General features: G+C 51.8%; 13 protein-coding genes. 9 read left to right on the forward strand and 4 right to left on the reverse strand.

Annotated elements, in window-relative coordinates:
* On the reverse strand, window positions 1–96 hold a 96-nt coding region (locus D7S44_RS22780), incomplete at its 3' end, for an IS1 family transposase (RefSeq protein WP_001503875.1).
* A 41-nt stretch (window positions 97–137) separates the two neighbouring features.
* Between D7S44_RS22780 and D7S44_RS22785 the strand changes: the two genes are divergently transcribed.
* From D7S44_RS22785 to D7S44_RS22795, 3 genes are all read left to right on the forward strand, one after another.
* Complete coding sequence (locus D7S44_RS22785) at window positions 138–596, forward strand: class I SAM-dependent methyltransferase (RefSeq protein WP_158591311.1); 459 nt, start codon at window positions 138–140, stop codon at window positions 594–596.
* A gap of 1,184 nt (window positions 597–1,780) precedes the next feature.
* Entirely contained in the window at window positions 1,781–3,430 is a 1,650-nt protein-coding gene (eptA, locus tag D7S44_RS22790) for a phosphoethanolamine transferase EptA (protein ID WP_120458468.1), read from the forward strand.
* A 712-nt stretch (window positions 3,431–4,142) separates the two neighbouring features.
* Window positions 4,143–4,625, forward strand: a complete 483-nt coding sequence (locus tag D7S44_RS22795; RefSeq protein WP_120458469.1) for a glutathione peroxidase — start codon at window positions 4,143–4,145, stop codon at window positions 4,623–4,625.
* A 560-nt stretch (window positions 4,626–5,185) separates the two neighbouring features.
* Here D7S44_RS22795 and D7S44_RS22800 read toward each other — a convergent pair.
* Window positions 5,186–5,974: a sulfite exporter TauE/SafE family protein gene (locus D7S44_RS22800; RefSeq protein ID WP_120458470.1), complete on the reverse strand. Its 789-nt coding sequence runs from the start codon at window positions 5,972–5,974 to the stop codon at window positions 5,186–5,188.
* Window positions 5,975–6,082: 108 nt separating this feature from the next.
* Between D7S44_RS22800 and D7S44_RS22805 the strand changes: the two genes are divergently transcribed.
* The 3 genes from D7S44_RS22805 (at window position 6,083) to D7S44_RS22820 (ending at window position 9,641) form a co-directional block, all read left to right on the forward strand.
* Entirely contained in the window at window positions 6,083–6,850 is a 768-nt protein-coding gene (locus D7S44_RS22805) for an AraC family transcriptional regulator (RefSeq protein ID WP_120458471.1), read from the forward strand.
* Window positions 6,851–7,417: 567 nt separating this feature from the next.
* Window positions 7,418–8,671, forward strand: a complete 1,254-nt coding sequence (locus D7S44_RS22815; RefSeq protein WP_120458473.1) for an MFS transporter — start codon at window positions 7,418–7,420, stop codon at window positions 8,669–8,671.
* Between the two features lie 211 nt (window positions 8,672–8,882).
* Complete coding sequence (locus D7S44_RS22820; RefSeq protein WP_158591313.1) at window positions 8,883–9,641, forward strand: carbon-nitrogen hydrolase family protein; 759 nt, start codon at window positions 8,883–8,885, stop codon at window positions 9,639–9,641.
* 365 nt (window positions 9,642–10,006) lie between these two features.
* On the opposite strand, the gene D7S44_RS22825 is transcribed toward D7S44_RS22820, so the two are convergent.
* Window positions 10,007–11,242 (reverse strand): MFS transporter, encoded by a 1,236-nt coding sequence (locus D7S44_RS22825; RefSeq protein ID WP_120458475.1) that lies wholly within the window; start codon window positions 11,240–11,242, stop codon window positions 10,007–10,009.
* Between the two features lie 102 nt (window positions 11,243–11,344).
* Here D7S44_RS22825 and D7S44_RS22830 point away from each other — a divergent pair, with 102 nt between their 5' ends.
* A complete protein-coding gene (locus tag D7S44_RS22830) occupies window positions 11,345–12,313 on the forward strand; it encodes an AraC family transcriptional regulator (protein WP_120458476.1) in 969 nt (322 codons plus the stop codon).
* 79 nt (window positions 12,314–12,392) lie between these two features.
* Here the strand turns inward: D7S44_RS22830 and D7S44_RS22835 are convergent, their stop codons facing one another.
* Entirely contained in the window at window positions 12,393–13,322 is a 930-nt protein-coding gene (locus D7S44_RS22835) for a LysR family transcriptional regulator (RefSeq protein ID WP_179256456.1), read from the reverse strand.
* Window positions 13,323–13,395: 73 nt separating this feature from the next.
* On the opposite strand from D7S44_RS22835, the gene D7S44_RS22840 reads away from it, so the two are divergent.
* Both D7S44_RS22840 and D7S44_RS22845 read left to right on the forward strand, forming a co-directional pair.
* A complete protein-coding gene (locus tag D7S44_RS22840) occupies window positions 13,396–14,340 on the forward strand; it encodes an MBL fold metallo-hydrolase (protein WP_120458478.1) in 945 nt (314 codons plus the stop codon).
* A complete protein-coding gene (locus D7S44_RS22845) occupies window positions 14,337–15,311 on the forward strand; it encodes an alpha/beta hydrolase (RefSeq protein WP_120458479.1) in 975 nt (324 codons plus the stop codon). The genes D7S44_RS22840 and D7S44_RS22845 overlap by 4 nt, the downstream gene beginning before the upstream one ends.
* Window positions 15,312–15,739 lie beyond the last annotated feature (428 nt).

The following is a 15,739-nucleotide window of genomic DNA, read 5'->3' on the forward strand; positions in this document are numbered from 1 at the left end:
GCAGAGATAGCGCTGATGTCCGGCAGTACTTTTACCGTTACGCACCACCCCGTCTGTAGCTGAACAGGAGGGACAGCTGATAGAAACAGAAGCCACTGGAGCACCTCAAAAACACCATCATACACTAAATCAGTAAGTTGGCAGCATCACCCCCGATTGCAGCATATTTTCTTAGTCAGGGTTTTAAAGTAACGGGTGTCGACTCCTCACCCTCCATGATATCTCAGTGCAGAGATAAATTTCCTCACGAAACCTGGTTAGTCTCCGATATGCGGGAGGTGAATCTGGGAATGAATTTCGACGGCATTCTTGCGTGGGACAGTTTTTTTCATCTGTGTCATGCTGATCAACGTAAGATATTTGCACTTTTTTCTGCACATGCAAAAGAGGGTGCGGCTCTTATGTTCAATGCCGGCCCGGAAGAGGGTGAGGCCATCGGTGAGTTTCAGGGTGAGCCACTTGCTCACGCCAGCCTGTCCGCCCTTGAGTACGCATCACTAATGCACAACTATGGCTTTAAGTTGATCGGCCATGTTATTGAAGACAAGCAATGTAATGGCCGCACAATATGGCTTGCGACGAAATCTGTTAACTGATCGCCAGCCTGCCGGACAACAGTACGGAAGACATCGTGCCGAGCATTCTTACTGGCGTTATACCGGGTGCTTACAATTTGCTGATGGAACTTCGCCATCCTCGAAAAACCGCTTCGCTGTCTCCTCAGGAACCTGAGTGGATAATTCCATCAGCATAACCCCCTCCCCTTTTAAACCAATTCTGGTGGTAGATTAATTGCGAATTTACGAGTAATCGTGCGGGCCAGACATAATTCATATGCGAGGTGATGAGTCCCTGTTCATATAAGGATCGCGACAGCCGTAATGAGACCCATTATTCAGTGCCATGCCCATATACCACGAATGGTGCCGCTTCACTTTTAGCCACGTCGCCAAATTTTTGCTTACTTTGCCAGTGAGTGATGCGTTACAGCATCCGCATCAATCAGCACGTCTTCTGTTTCAGGCAGGCGCAATAACAAAGACTGATTGCGCTACAGCACCCTACACCAACAGTTAATCAGGTTCTCATCTGTGGGATAACGGGGACCGGCTCCCACTTCCACCCTGGCAGAGTCGTTGTTGAGAGACTGGAGTCATCCGCCACCTGATGAACTTGCCGGGATCAGGTCTGCGAGCATCCAGAACCAGTCTGCTTTCACTGACTACATAACTGACATATATCCTGCCAAAACGCGCGCGGGGGAAAACAGACTGAATACGGTTTCGAATGTGATGACTGTCTGAAAGCGGAAACGGAGCGGATAAAGGGAGTGAATACTAAGGAGCAGCCCCCTCAGGCCGTATTAAGGTCACAACAGTCAGAAAAGCCTGTTCAGTAAAACTATCTCGGCAGGTCATTTTATGTCGGAAGCAGGCACCTCGAAACGTAAGCGGCTCAAATCGAATAATAATCATACAGGCACTGACAAAATGGCATTTGTTGCGTGATCTGCCTCACATAATATAAAAGTAAAAATCTGAGAAAACACGCATTTAGTTTACTTTTATTTAACTCTTACATCGGTGAACTTATAAACTTGCGAGGCAATTCTTATGCTGAAGTGGTCAGCAAGTGAATGTTTTTCTGTGATTATCTCTGCAATTACAGTGATCGTTTTTTTGGCCATATGGTTCACTGCATAACAATTTTTATTAACGATTGCTAATAAAAACAATTGTATCTTACTGGTTCAGTCATACTGAGGTTACGGAATACCTTTATGTCAGCATTTCACTTCAAGTCGCCGGTAATGCATCGCATTACTTTTATTATATTGTTCTCGCTTTATATCTCCGTTTTTCTGAATATCGCTTACTACAGACAGGCTCTCGCACTGATACCACTGACCGGCCTGCACAACATTCTTTTTTTCCTTTCGATGCCCGTAGTGGCCTTTAGCGTCATAAATATTGTGGTCACCCTCGCCTCATTTGTCTGGCTGGACAGGGTAACTGTTGCGCTGTTTATTCTTGTCGCTGCCCCTGCTCAGTACTTTATTCAGCACTACGGCATTGTCCTTGACCGCTCGATGATCACTAATATCATCGATACCACACCGGCAGAAAGCAGGGCCTTGTTGACCACCCCAATGGTGCTGGTTTTGTTTTTTTCCGGGATCCTGATGGCCGCTCTGGCTTTCTGGCCACGCTTTAAGAAGTTTATTCCGTTGTGGAAAGGCCTGATTTACCGTGGCGTAAACATTGTCGCTTCTGTCGCCCTGATAGCGCTGGTCGCGATGCTGTTTTACAAAGATTACGCATCGCTGTTTCGTAATAATCGTGAGCTGGTAAGGGCCCTGAGCCCGTCGAATTTCATCGTAGCCTCGCTCTCTTATTACCATCACCGCGAACGGGCTAACCTTCCGCTGGTAAAAATCGGTGAGGATGCTCATCAGCGTCCACAGATGCTGAACGGTCCAAAGAAAAACCTAACGATACTGGTGGTGGGTGAAACCTCACGCGCCGCAAATTTTTCCCTGGGCGGTTATCCGCGCCCGACCAATCCTTTACTGGCTGAAGAAAACGTCGCCTATATTCCTGACGTCATATCATGCGGCACCTCAACGGCGGTATCGGTACCCTGCATGTTTTCCAACATGCCGCGTGCACGCTACGATGACGCACTGGCCAGTCATCAGGAAGGGTTGCTGGATATTATTCAGCGGGCGGGCCTGAGCGTTCTGTGGAACGAAAACGATGCGGGATGTAAAGGGGCCTGCGATCGGGTCCCGAATCAGGATATGACCGCGCTGAATCTCCCCGGCATGTGTATTAAAGGCGAGTGTTACGATGAGATCCTTTTCCATGGACTTGACGAGTACATAACACGCTTAAAGGGCAATGGCGTTATCGTTTTGCACACCATCGGAAGCCACGGACCGACCTATAATCATCGCTATCCACCAGCGTTTCGTAAATTTACGCCTACCTGTGAAACCAGTCAGATTCAGGAATGTTCGCAGGAGCAGCTGGTAAATACTTACGATAACACCATTTTATATGCCGACTATATCGTGGATAAAGCCATTGAATTACTGAAGGCACATCAGGACAGGTTTACCACCAGTCTGGTTTATTTATCTGACCACGGTGAGTCTCTTGGTGAAAAAGGCGTCTATCTGCATGGCCTTCCCTATGCCATTGCGCCTGACGTACAGAAGCGTGTGCCTATGCTCATCTGGCTTTCGCCCGATTATCAGCAGCGTTACGCCGTGGACAGGAACTGCCTGAACCAGCAGACAATGAAGAAGGGATATTCGCAGGACAACCTTTTTTCAACCATGCTGGGTATCACCGGCGTACAGACAAGGGAATACGTCTCTTCAGACGATATTCTGGCTGCGTGCAGAAAACCTCGCGGAGCAGAGTGATCACATAAAGCCCTGCCTAAGGGCTTTATTCATTTGTGCTTCGATGCAGCATAACGTCAGACAAATTGCCGTAAGGACCAGCTGACTTTCTCTGAAAGCAGTGTGTCATTCTGACTGTAATCAGGCTTGCTTGTGGCATGACCTTTCCCTCTTTCTGTCAGGGGGACGCTTCTTGTTCATAACGGGCCTCGGCACGTCATAATAGGGAGAGAGTGGATACAGCGCGGTAAATGAGACAGGGCCGTGATGCAGTACCCTGCGTTTAGCGCGAGGCCATAACTGAATCGCTTAAAATATCGGGTCGGACATGAAAGTGTAGCGTTACTGACGCGCACCATGCAGCAGTCGTTTCGTTTGTTGTCCGGGCGGTTCTTACAGGCGAGGCGCCTCAATAAAGATATGAGGCCATGTTCATTCTGTCTGACGAGGTGCAGCGACGCAGCAGGAGCAATATAAATATCCTGGCTTCGTTAATAACGTGCACCACCGTCCGCTTTTCGCGTCCTGGAATCTCATAGAATGTATCAGATATTGCTTTAATGCCGCGTGTCGTGGCGCGCGCTCCCCTTCTTCAGCCTCTGAACCGACCTGACGTCCAGTCTGATCGTTCAAAGCCAACAGCGGACGTGGAAAATGTGCAATTCTGATCGACAGGCAGTTATCCTGTCTGACACAACGAATCTGCGATGCGAGCAATTCTGAGGATTTCAATATGACCAGTTTTCATCAATTTACTGCCACCAGTCTGCGTGGTCAGCTCATCTCCATGGCTGACTATGCTGACAAGCTGGTTCTGGTGGTTAATACCGCCAGCCATTGTGGATTCACGCCACAATATGCCGGTCTTGAATCGCTCTACAAGAAGTACGCCGCCCAGGGTCTGGTAGTGCTTGGTTTTCCCTGTAACCAGTTCGGTAAACAGGAACCCGGCGACGCCGACGAAATCGCGCAGACCTGCCACATAAACTACGGTGTGAGCTTCCCGATGTTCGAAAAAGTGGAGGTCAACGGCACCGCAACGCACCCGGTGTTTCGTTACCTGAAAGAGGAATTACCCGGCGTGCTGGGCGGGCGAATAAAATGGAACTTTACTAAGTTCCTGATCGGACGCGACGGCAAACCACTCAGGCGTTTTGCACCGTTCACCACACCGGAGAAAATAGAAGCCGTCATCCTTGCTACACTTGAAATTTAAGCGCTTCTGCAATTTTAACCATTCATCTTTCAAGCGTTTCCGACAAGATGTTTATATGCGAGTGAGGTTAACGCCTGCTCGCCACTCAAAGCGGACAATGACCGGCTTAAGACCTCAGCATAACCTGCTGGTGAACGGTTCCCAATAAACGAATGTCAGGATAATGGCACATGCTGATTAGCTATCCCGCAATGAGTCTCGAAGCGATTATTAAATTCCTGACCCATCGGTAAAACCAAAGAAATACAGAGCGCATAAATAATGTCCGCTTTTGCTCATAGCGGACCTTAACCACCAAAGCATTCATCTTCCTCAGTATACTGAGTGAACCCCTGAAAGCATCTGCCCTACCCGCCTCTGAACCCTTCAGGTATCGCATAATCCATGTCAGCCCCTGGAGTAAAGTCCCGACGCCCTGTAGAACGCTTAGCTGGCTTGTTACGTCTTTTCTCTGTGAATCGTGCCAGTTTCAGCGCCCACTGCGCCTGCTATCTTCTGGAGAAACGGCGGCATTTCGCTTTATGTCAGAAGCCCTCCTGCCAGCAGTTGATACTTTATGCTTATAACAGCATTGCCAGCAGTACGGCGCACAGCAGCAGCACATAGATTCGCGCATGCCAGACATCAGGAACAGCCGGGATCAACCGGCGGGTAAAGAGGATCCCCATCCAGCCTGTAATCATAAGTAATCCCATAATTTTCAGGCTGATGAAACCCAGAAAACCCTCTGCCGGGATTTTTTGCCAGCCGCTCACCGCATAGGTGACGGCGCCGCACAGCGCCACCGGCAGCGACAGGGGATTGGCAGCGCTGATGCAGTCCCGCATCGCATAGCCGTGCCGCCGCAACAGCGGTACCGTCATAACGCTGCCGCCGACGCCCAGCAATGCGGCAATGACACCAATCACTATTCCGCCACCAGTGACTGTCGCCAGTGATAAACGGCGCGGTACACCGCCGATGAAGAAACCTTTACGCAACAGGCAATCGCCAATTGTCAGGAGCATATAAAGGACAAACAGTATGCGAACCCATTTTTCACTCAACAGCCCTGCCAGCCACGAACCAGTCACCGCGCCGGCGGCGATGAACCACAGCAGCGGCAGACACGCCTGCGCGGAGATACTGCCTGCACGCCAGTTTCGATAGCTCACCCATCCTGCGTTGAATATCATGACCGCCGTCGAGGTGGCGACGGCGATATGCAATGCATTCTCCATCATATCCGGCTGACGACGCAGCAGCTGATAGACAAAAGGCACCACAACGAAGCCGCCGCCGAAGCCAAACAACACCGTTGTGATGCCAGTAATGAAACCTGCCAGAGAAATAATAAAGATATCGTTCAAAGGAATGTTCCGCTGTGAAGAAGAACCCGCAGCTTATCGCCCTCACGCCCCGCTTCCCATTTGCGCAGCGCTCAACTACCCTTGCAAACCGGTCAGAAGGAGGCAAAAGTGCGCAACGTGAGCATTGACAAGGTTGATAATCTGGCGCGTGACGTGGTCGCGATCGGTAATGACTATGCGCAGGGTTTTTTACTGGCTCCCCACCGGCATCGCCGCGCGCAGCTGCTGTATGGCGCAACCGGTCAGATGCATGTATCCACTCGTGACGGGGAGTGGGTAGTGCCGCCACAGCATGCGGTGTGGATCCCGCCTGAAACGCTGCACGCGGTAAAGTTTGTCGGCGTGACGACGCGGAGCCTGTATATCGCGCCAGAATGCGCGGCGCGCATCAACCACAGCAGCCGCTGCGAAGTCATCAGCGTCTCGCCACTGTTACGTCAGCTTCTGCTTGAAGCGGTCGATGTGCCCCCACTTTATGAGAGCGAGCGCGAATGTGCGCTGATGAACCTGCTGCTGCTGGAACTGGCAGCCATGCCGACGCGCGGGTTCGATATTCCGTTGCCGCGGCAGCCTGCGCTGCTGGCGCTGTGCCAGACGTTTTTACTGGCACCCACTGTCCACGATCCGGCTGAACGCTGGGCCAGAGCAATGTTTATGAGTGCCAGCACCTTTCGTCGCCATTTCCTGCAGCAGACCGGCATGTCATTTTCCGCCTGGCGGCAGCGGGCCTGTGTGGTCAGCGCGCTGGCATTGCTGATAGCGGGCAAGCCGGTGAATGAAGTGGCATTATCGCTTGGCTATGACAATGGTTCGTCTTTTGCCACCATGTTCCGCCGCGTGACGGGCCAGCCTCCTTCGTTCTATCATCCGGCTTAAGGCTTCTGGCCTTATCTGCCGCACGTTTAAAGTGCGGCCTAACCTAAAGTGCCCGTATCACTCCCGCGCCCTCTGTTGTCGCGCCAGGCTCTTCCGCTTCTCTGCCCTGCTCGCGGTATATATACAGTTGTCTCTGTTCTGGCAGCAAAGTGCGCGTTACCAGGACACAGCAAAAAAGCAGCGAATGAATGCAGACGTCCGCTTTGTGCCAGAAGCGGACATTTCCCAGATAAATTAACAGCGCAATGAAGCGATAACGGGGATCGTTTGGCAGGATCTTCATCACACAGACTTCCACAGGCGAATGACCGCCGGCTTCTAACCCTTTTAGACCAGCCCCCAGCAAAAGTTGTCGTTAATGTCAGCAGTAACATCCGCATTTTATTATTTGCTTTGCTCTTTTCCTTATATTTCTCTGCAACAAAGAGTCATAACCTCATAAGCTGGGGAATTAAACACTTCATCAACATATCTGTTGCCAGTGTTAAAGAATAATTTTATTAATATTTAGTAAGTTATACCCAACAGCGACACAGGATGTTAATAAAATTATGATAAGGATAACTCATGACGTCTAAACCTGCCGCTGAAGGCTGTCCGGCACCGGGCCTGTTTCAGACACTGAAATCTTTCCCTGCGGCTGTCCATGCTCTGCTCTTTTTTACGCTTGTCATACGATTCAGTTATTTTATGGCCTGGCCATTTATCGCGGTAATCATGACTCAAAATTACCATATGTCGCCGATAGCTATTGGCGTGGCAATGACAATCAGTGCATTGTTCTCGGTGGTGCTCGGTATGTATGGCGGGCAGATTTCGGACAGGCTGGGGCGACGCATTATTCTTCTGCTGGGCTGCGCGTTTTCCACCGTGGGATATATTACCCTGGCGCAGGCAACCGGAGTGGGGCTGTTTATCTGCGGCCTTATGTTCATCGGCGTTTCCTTTGCGTGGGTTGATCCCCCTTTACGTGCACTGATGAGTGATTTGCTGGGTGACCGCCGCCGCCGTGCGCTTGCCTTGCAAATGCGTTACTACCTGATCAACGTAGCAGCAGTATTTGGCCCGCTGGTGGGGATAGCATTTGGTCTGACATCTCAGAAGGGAACATTCCTGATAACCGGGCTGTCCTACCTCCCTTTTTTCGTCTACGTGCTGCTGTTTATCCCCGCGGGTAAACTTTTGACTGAGCAACAGGCCGACAGCGAACCGGCGGTAAGGCTGCGCAAGGTAATAGGCATTATCGCCAGGGATAAAATTTACATTGCGGCGCTACTGTGCAGTATCTTGTGCAGTATTGTTTTTATCCATTACGAAGCCATACTGCCACAGTATCTCCTGCTACTTGACGGTAACGCCGCGGTTAAGCTGATCACCCTGGTGCTGGTCACGAATGCCTGTACCGTTTTGGTATTTCAGACTTTTATTATGCGGTTTCTGACCCGGGTCACCCTGCCGAAACGCATTCTCCTGGGTGGGGTAATTTTCGCTTTATCGCAACTCTGCTTTTTTTCCATACGTTCGACGGAAATCTGGCTATGGCTGACGGTTACCGGTGTGTTCAGTATGGGAGAAGCGATTCTGATGCCAAACCTGAACATTTTGCTCGATCAACTGGCCCCGGCAGAACATCGCGGTGCCTATCTTGGTGCCTCCATGCTGTCGACACTGGGGATCGCTGCCGGGCCGTTAATCGGTGGAGTCATGCTGGCTATGACCGGTGCGGGGGTCTTTATCTGTACTGCATTGCTCAGCCTCATGTTGTGCGCGATTATTTACGCCTTCAGGATCAGCATGCTGACACGTCTGCAGGATTCATAATTACAGTTTCTGCGGACATCAGTGCGGTGAAAGGCTGTCTTCTTGCCTCAGGGCTACATTCGCTCACAGCATCCTGCTTGTTTAGCAGTAAGCTGCTCTGTGCCAGAAGCGGGCGTTTAAGTAAGCATGCTGTCAATCCAGTCTCAAAAAGATGACGCCTGTTATGTATTTTTGAATGATAACTGACAATTTAAAAAATCCGGGAGTAAGCATGGGAAGCGTTCAGAGAAAATTAAAAATCGCAGCAGGACAGTTTGCTCCGGTGCGCGGCTGTATCGATGAGAATATGCGTTATCACGAAATGTTAATTGAGTCTGCGGCATCGGCAGGCGTTAACCTTATCATTTTTCCTGAACTTTCTCTGACGGGTTATGAACCCGAAATAGCTGAAGAACTGGCTCTGGCTGATGAAACCTGTCTGAGTCCACTTCAGGCATTGTCTGACAGATATGATATGACAATTATCGTGGGTGCACCGCTGCGTGTTAGAGATGGAAAACCGGCTATTGGCGCCTATATGCTTTCTTCAAAGCGGCCAGTTTCCTGTTACCGAAAAATGTATCTTCATCCCGGGGAGTCCGACTATTTTTCAACTGGTGATACTGAGTGTGTTTTTAAAGAAAGGATATTTAATATAGGCATTGCCATATGTGCAGATGCAGGGCAGCCAGTGCATGCAGAACGCACGGTGCAGAAGGGTGCTGAAGTGTACCTGAACTCCGTTTTGAGCGCCGGCGGGTTTGATAAAGATTCGGAGCAGCTTCAAAGCTACGCCAGACTTTACGCAATGCCCACGCTGATGGCCAATTACAGTGGCCCGTCAGGTGGCTGGAAACCTGTCGGAAAAAGTTCCGCATGGGATGCAAGGGGTGAACTTATTGCTCAGGCTCCGGAGAATTGTACCGCCCTGGTCATCATGGACCTGCAAGATGGTGAGTGCTCCGGGCAGGTAATTTGCCTCAGTAAATAAAAAGATATTAAAAAGCTCAGCTTGCCTCTTTTATAACTCGTCAGAGATTACCTGTAATGTAAGAGAGAGGTGCTTTTCATTTTCAGATAATCACATGCCATGTGGTTTTATAGCATGAAAGAGTTAAGTCCGCTTTTGGCTCATATCGGACCTTGCCCTTCGCGCATGTCCTCTTTGTGCCAGAAGCGGACATGGCTGATAAATGAGTATATTGAGGCCGCAGGCTATTAAAGCCGGGCGACCGTCGTTATATCTTTGTTGGTTTACTTATTCATCTCAATTGCGTGATGGCATAGCGGCTATGCTTAAAGCCTGTATCAGGCAACTAAGCTGTCCAATTGAGATGTCCCGACATGTTTAAAGTATCAGTAAAATGGTCTGCTTTGCGTTCCTTCAGTTGATGAAGAGACTCTGACACGAAATGCAATAATCAGCGCGGCACTTAGCATGATGCATGCCGCAGTAATGAATACACCTGACACGCCGTTCATGCCATATATCAGGCCACCTGTTGCCGCACCCGCGGCGATTGAAGACTGAACGGCGGCGACCACCATACCTCCCGCGCTTTCTGCCTCATCTGGAAGCGTCCGTGCGACCCAACCTGACCACGCCACCGGTATGCCACCGAATGCTAACCCCCACAGCATGGTCAGGGCAGTAAGCCCTGCTATCGATAAGGGCAGGATGCTCATACCCAGTGCCGCTGCTCCCACCAGAGCGGGCATGACAATTAGCGTAAAACGTAAGCTGCGTTCCATCAGCCATCCTGCCAAAAGTGTCCCTGTAAAGTTAGCCACGCCAAACGCGAGAAGTATCAACGACAGTTCTTTTGCGTCTACGTGTGCGAGTCCTTCCAGCGCAGGCCGTATATAGGTAAACAGCGCATACTGGTCAGTGTGTGCAAGCACACACCCCAGCATACCCACGCTAACGCCAGGTCTCTGCAGCAGAGAAAACACGGATACCGTCTTTACCCGAATTACCGGCGGCATCCCGGGCAGCGTGACCCACTGAAAAATCAAAGAGATTCCTCCAACCGCAGCAGCGGCAATAAAGGCGCTACGCCAGCCGAACATCTCTCCCAGATAACTCCCCAGCGGTACAGAAACGACAGTGCCTACCGCGATACCACTAAAAATGATCGACAGCGCTCGCGGTACCAGCCTTTCCGGCACAAGCCGCATCGCGACCGCCGCTGCCATACTCCAGAATCCCCCCAGAGCGATACCCAGCAAGATGCGCATTGCCAGCAGCATTACCATGCCTGAAGAGAGCGCCACCAGCAGATTTGAAAAGATCATAAGGACAGTGAAGCTCAACAGCACGACGCGCCTGTCAAGCGCACGCGTTAATCGCGGTATCAGTAATCCGGCAAATAATGCAACTACCGCCGTAACCGTTACGGCCTGGCCTGCAAGAGACTCTGGCACCCTCAAATCCTGGGCCATGGGCGTTAATAAACTTGCAGGCAGGTACTCTGCGGTGAGTAGGCCAAAAACGCCCATGGTTAACGAAAAGACCGCTCGCCAGGCTGGCTGGATTTGATCATCTCTTTGCAATATGTCTTTGCGAACCCTGACAGAGGCTTCATTAGTCATTTCTGAGTTTCCTGGAAAGTAGGTTAAGGAGATGAAGTCTATTCAGGCGCGCCTGGATGATCTATGCTCTAAAGCCCGCACTTTTTTACCCAAAACCCGAATATGCCTACGACTTCACCCTTTGCCTTATCATCAGAACTCATCAGCGAGCTGCTTTCCGGCCTGCGGCTTTACGGTGTGCGATATCAGCGTATTCAGACTGGTAATACGTTTGGTCTGAACTTCGCAGGCAGGCCTGGCCATGCTTACCTGCACTATGTCGCTGTGGGAGAGGTGGTGCTTCATACTGCAAACGGAGGTACTCTCCCGCTTTCAGCCGGCGAGGCCGTATTTCTTCCCCACGGCGAAGAGCACCAGCTTTTGTCGACAACAGCCACTGACGTGCTGGATATCGATAATATTGAAACGGCACCCCTGAATGAGAAAGTGAGTGGGATTGATACCTGCCCGAGCACCCAGGAAACGCCAGGCGCCGTTTTGTTTTTTGGCTGTATGAAAATTGATTTGGGAAGCATGCAACGGCTGGCGGATGTGATGCCTGAAATTATGCGTGCCGATGCCAACGGGACTCGCTGGCCAGGACTCATGCATACACTTGACGCGATGAAGCGTGAAATATGCTCCGGACGCGTGGGCTATGCAGGCATCCTCGCCAGGCTTGCCGATGTGGTTGGAGCAATGTTTATAAGAGGATGGGTGGAAGAGGGTTGCGGCAATAGCCCGGGACTGGCTGCAGCGCTGCGTGATCCCCGTCTGGCTCAAGCCATTCTGGCGATTCACCGCGAACCGGGTCGGGACTGGAGCGTGGCAGAGCTCGCTGCCAAATCGCATATATCCCGATCCGCATTCGCCGAAAGATTTCAGATTACCATCGGCATCCCACCGTTACGTTATGCAACGGAAGTAAAGATGCACCTCGCTGTCCGCTGGTTAACGTCAGAAAAAATAACCATAGACATCGCATCGCAACGGTTAGGATACGCCTCACAGGCCGCTTTCAGCCGGGCTTTTAAGCGGGTAACGGGCAAGTCTCCGGGCGCAATACGTATGCTTGATCGGCCCTTTGGATAGCACCATCGTTTTAACGTAGTATTCCATCCCGCGGAAGGCATATCAGGATGGGGTTCACTTCAGTTATGACTGGCTGCATTCATGACGGCATCCTGCCCAGGATGCCGCCGATTTCACCCCTCAACCATTGTGATGCGGGATGGTTATCCTCCTGTGCCGTCCAAACCAGTGAAACATCGGGCAACGTCAGTATCATTGGCACCGGGACTACCTGCAGGCCAAATGCCTCACCGTAGCGTTTTGCCATCCGCGTTGGCAACGTGGCAATCAACGGCGCACTCGCAACCATACCCAGTACACCAAGAAATTCCGACGAAGTTGCAACCACGTTGAGTTTTCCGCCTATCGCATCGAGTGCCGATTCAAGACAACCGTGCAAACTTTCGCTGAGGCTTACCAGCGCATGCGGCAGGCTTAGGTAATCTTCAAGGGAAATCGCCGATTTGAATGTCATCTTGTCAGGATGGAAAACGCAACTCAGCGACTGTTCGAACAATAGCTGCTGACGATAACGCATCGCCTGGCTGTCAAAACAGCCTATTGCTAAGTCCAGCAACCGGTCATCCAGCATACGGTAGACATCGCGCTGCTGCACCGGGCGGCCATGTAGCTTCACCCCCGGCGCGAGTTGACGCAAGCGTAAGGCGAGCTCCGGCATCAGTAGTAGCTCTACTTCGCTTGAGAACCCCATGCGGAAGATACGTTGATCGGTCGATGGATCGAACTCCGAACGGACATGAATAACCGTCTGCATCATACCGAGCGCTTGCTGCACCGGCTCGGCCAGCGCTAAAGCGCGTTCGGTCGGTTGCATGACCGTCCCGACACGTACAAATAGCTCATCCTGAAATAATGTTCTCAACAGCGACAGGCTGTGGCTCATGGCTGGCTGACGAATTTTCAAAAGTTCTGCAGCCCGGGTGACGCTCCGCTCCCGCATTAGTGCATCGAAGGCAATAAGAAGATTCAGGTCGAAGCTTCTTAAATCGAAATGGTCGATTTGCAACATTATTTGAATCGATTTGGTTAATGTGATTTGTAGTAGTACGCTGACTTACATCATCAGTCAACAGGAAAAAATCATGACGACCCAAGAGACCTTTCTCGTCGGGGATGCGCGTATCATCAAGGTGCCAGAGTTAGCGCTTGATACAGTAGATGCCGCCCAGCTCTTCCCGGAAGACGATTTAAAGCGGTTGATGAGCGATGCAAGTCATTGGGGTGAGCGAAGTTACGATTTTGAGAACGGCCTGCTTCGGCAAAGCATTCACGCCTGGGTGATACAGACCCCGACTCACACCGTCCTGGTTGATACCGCTACCGGCAATGACAAGCTACGTCCAACGGCACCCTTGTTTCACCAGCTCAAAGAGCCTTTCCTGGCGCGTTTGCAGGCGATCGGCGTATCGCCTGAAGCGGTGGATTTTGTCCTGCTTACCCATCTTCACGCCGACCATGTGGGATGGAACACCCGGTTACAAGGCGAACGATGGGTACCGACCTTTCCAAATGCCCGCTACGTCTTTTCCGAGCGTGAATATAGCTACAATCTGGCGCTTTCTCGCGAGCGGGGGGCTGTGGCAAGGATACAGCGGCAGGCAGGAATAGGCACACCGCGTCGTCAGCCACTCGACGGTGTTTTCGAAGATAGCGTCATGCCCGTTGTCGAGGCAGGTTTGGATCAACGCATCAAGATTGACAATACCCTGATCGAGGGCTTCCGTTTCCACTCCACGCCTGGCCACAGCATCGATCATGCCTCTATTTCAGTGACTTCACGGGGTGAAACTGCCTTGTTCTGGGGCGACGTCATGCATCATCCGCTCCAGTTCCGTCGCCCCGAGACCAATTCCGTATACTGCGAGTTTCCAAAAGCGGCACGGCAGTCTCGTCACAAGGCCATGCAACTCGCTGCCGAACTCGACGCACTGGTTTTCACTACTCACTTCGGAGATAGCTCTGTTGGCAAAGTCAGTCGACAGACTCACGGCTTCGATTGGCAATTCATTCAGGGATCCCGGCCATGAACGACAATACGAACGACTTACTGCTACGCGAAACTTACCTCATCGACAGTGATACCGCTGACATCCAGTTGCAGCTACTCCGCAGGCGCCGGCGCGACATCGGCCGCGCCAGCTCGAGCACGACACTGATGTTGATACACGGTGCCACTTTCCCCAGCGAGAGCCTGTTCGATGTGCCTGTGGATGGCATATCGTTTATGAATGTGCTGGCCATGGCTGGATTCGACGTGTGGGCGGTCGATGCCCGCGGTTATGGCGGGTCGACCCGCCCAACTGAAATGGCGGCACCGCCCGACGCCGCAGCACCACTGACGCCGGCACGGGTCGCGGCACGTGATCTTGCCTCAGCAGTTGAGTATGTTCTCGCCGAGAATGGCATCGAGCGCCTCAGCGTCGTAGCGATGTCCTGGGGAGGCTCGGTCGCGGGGATATATGCCGAACGGCATGGCAAATATATTGAAAAACTCGTGCTGGTGGCACCGCTGTGGCTATCCAGTCGCCCACTGCGCATCGATACAGGGCAGCCGCTGGCAGCGTGGCGTCTGATACATGTCGACGCCTTTCGCGAGGCGTGGCTGGCAGGTGTCCCAGCCGACCAGCACGAAGGCTTGTTGCCACCCGGTTGGTTCGAACAATGGGCGACTGTGACTACCTCCACCGATCCGGACGCTGCGGAGCCGGGTACCATCCGAGCCCCTGGTGGAGCCATCCAGGATGTCCGTGAGCATTGGCTCGCCAATCGTCCGCTCTATGACCCGGGCGCGATTACCGCACCGGTACTGCTCGTTCACGCCGAGTGGGATCAAGACGTGCGAGTCGATATGATGCAGGATCTGTTCAAGCGCTTCGATAACGCCGCCCACCGGCGCTGGATAGAGATTGGCGGCGGCACTCATATGATTCTGATGGAGTCAGGCCGTTGGCAGGCCTTCGATGCAATCATCAACTTCCTGAAAGGACCCTCTCATTGATTTAGGAAATAAACCTGGAGCCGCTGAAGCTGGCAATCGCAGGCGGACACAGGCATATGTCCGCTCTTAGCTGGCCGCTATGGGTCGACTCCTCAGCAATTCGCGACTGGACGTCATAATGTTTATCACGGTCTGCATGACAGTGAGCTGTAGCCACAAGCGATTAATCTGCTCATTAAGCCGGGCAAGTCGAACCCGTGCTATGGCGATGTCTCTGCCTTCACCACGAAGCAGTGGCTGAATAACTGAGATGTGATCCTGACCCAAAATTCTGCTCCATACAGAAACAGGAACTCAGACCTGAATTACTCCATTTCTGCGGCAAACAGAACGTCCGCTTCACGCCCTGAGACATTCGACAAGCTTTTTATGGCTTCAGTAAGGGCGAGTGTCTCGCTTCGAGAGCCAGCAAATATTTCGCTTCGTCA

Source organism: Pantoea piersonii (assembly GCF_003612015.1).
Classification (GTDB): Bacteria; Pseudomonadota; Gammaproteobacteria; order Enterobacterales; family Enterobacteriaceae; genus Pantoea; species Pantoea piersonii.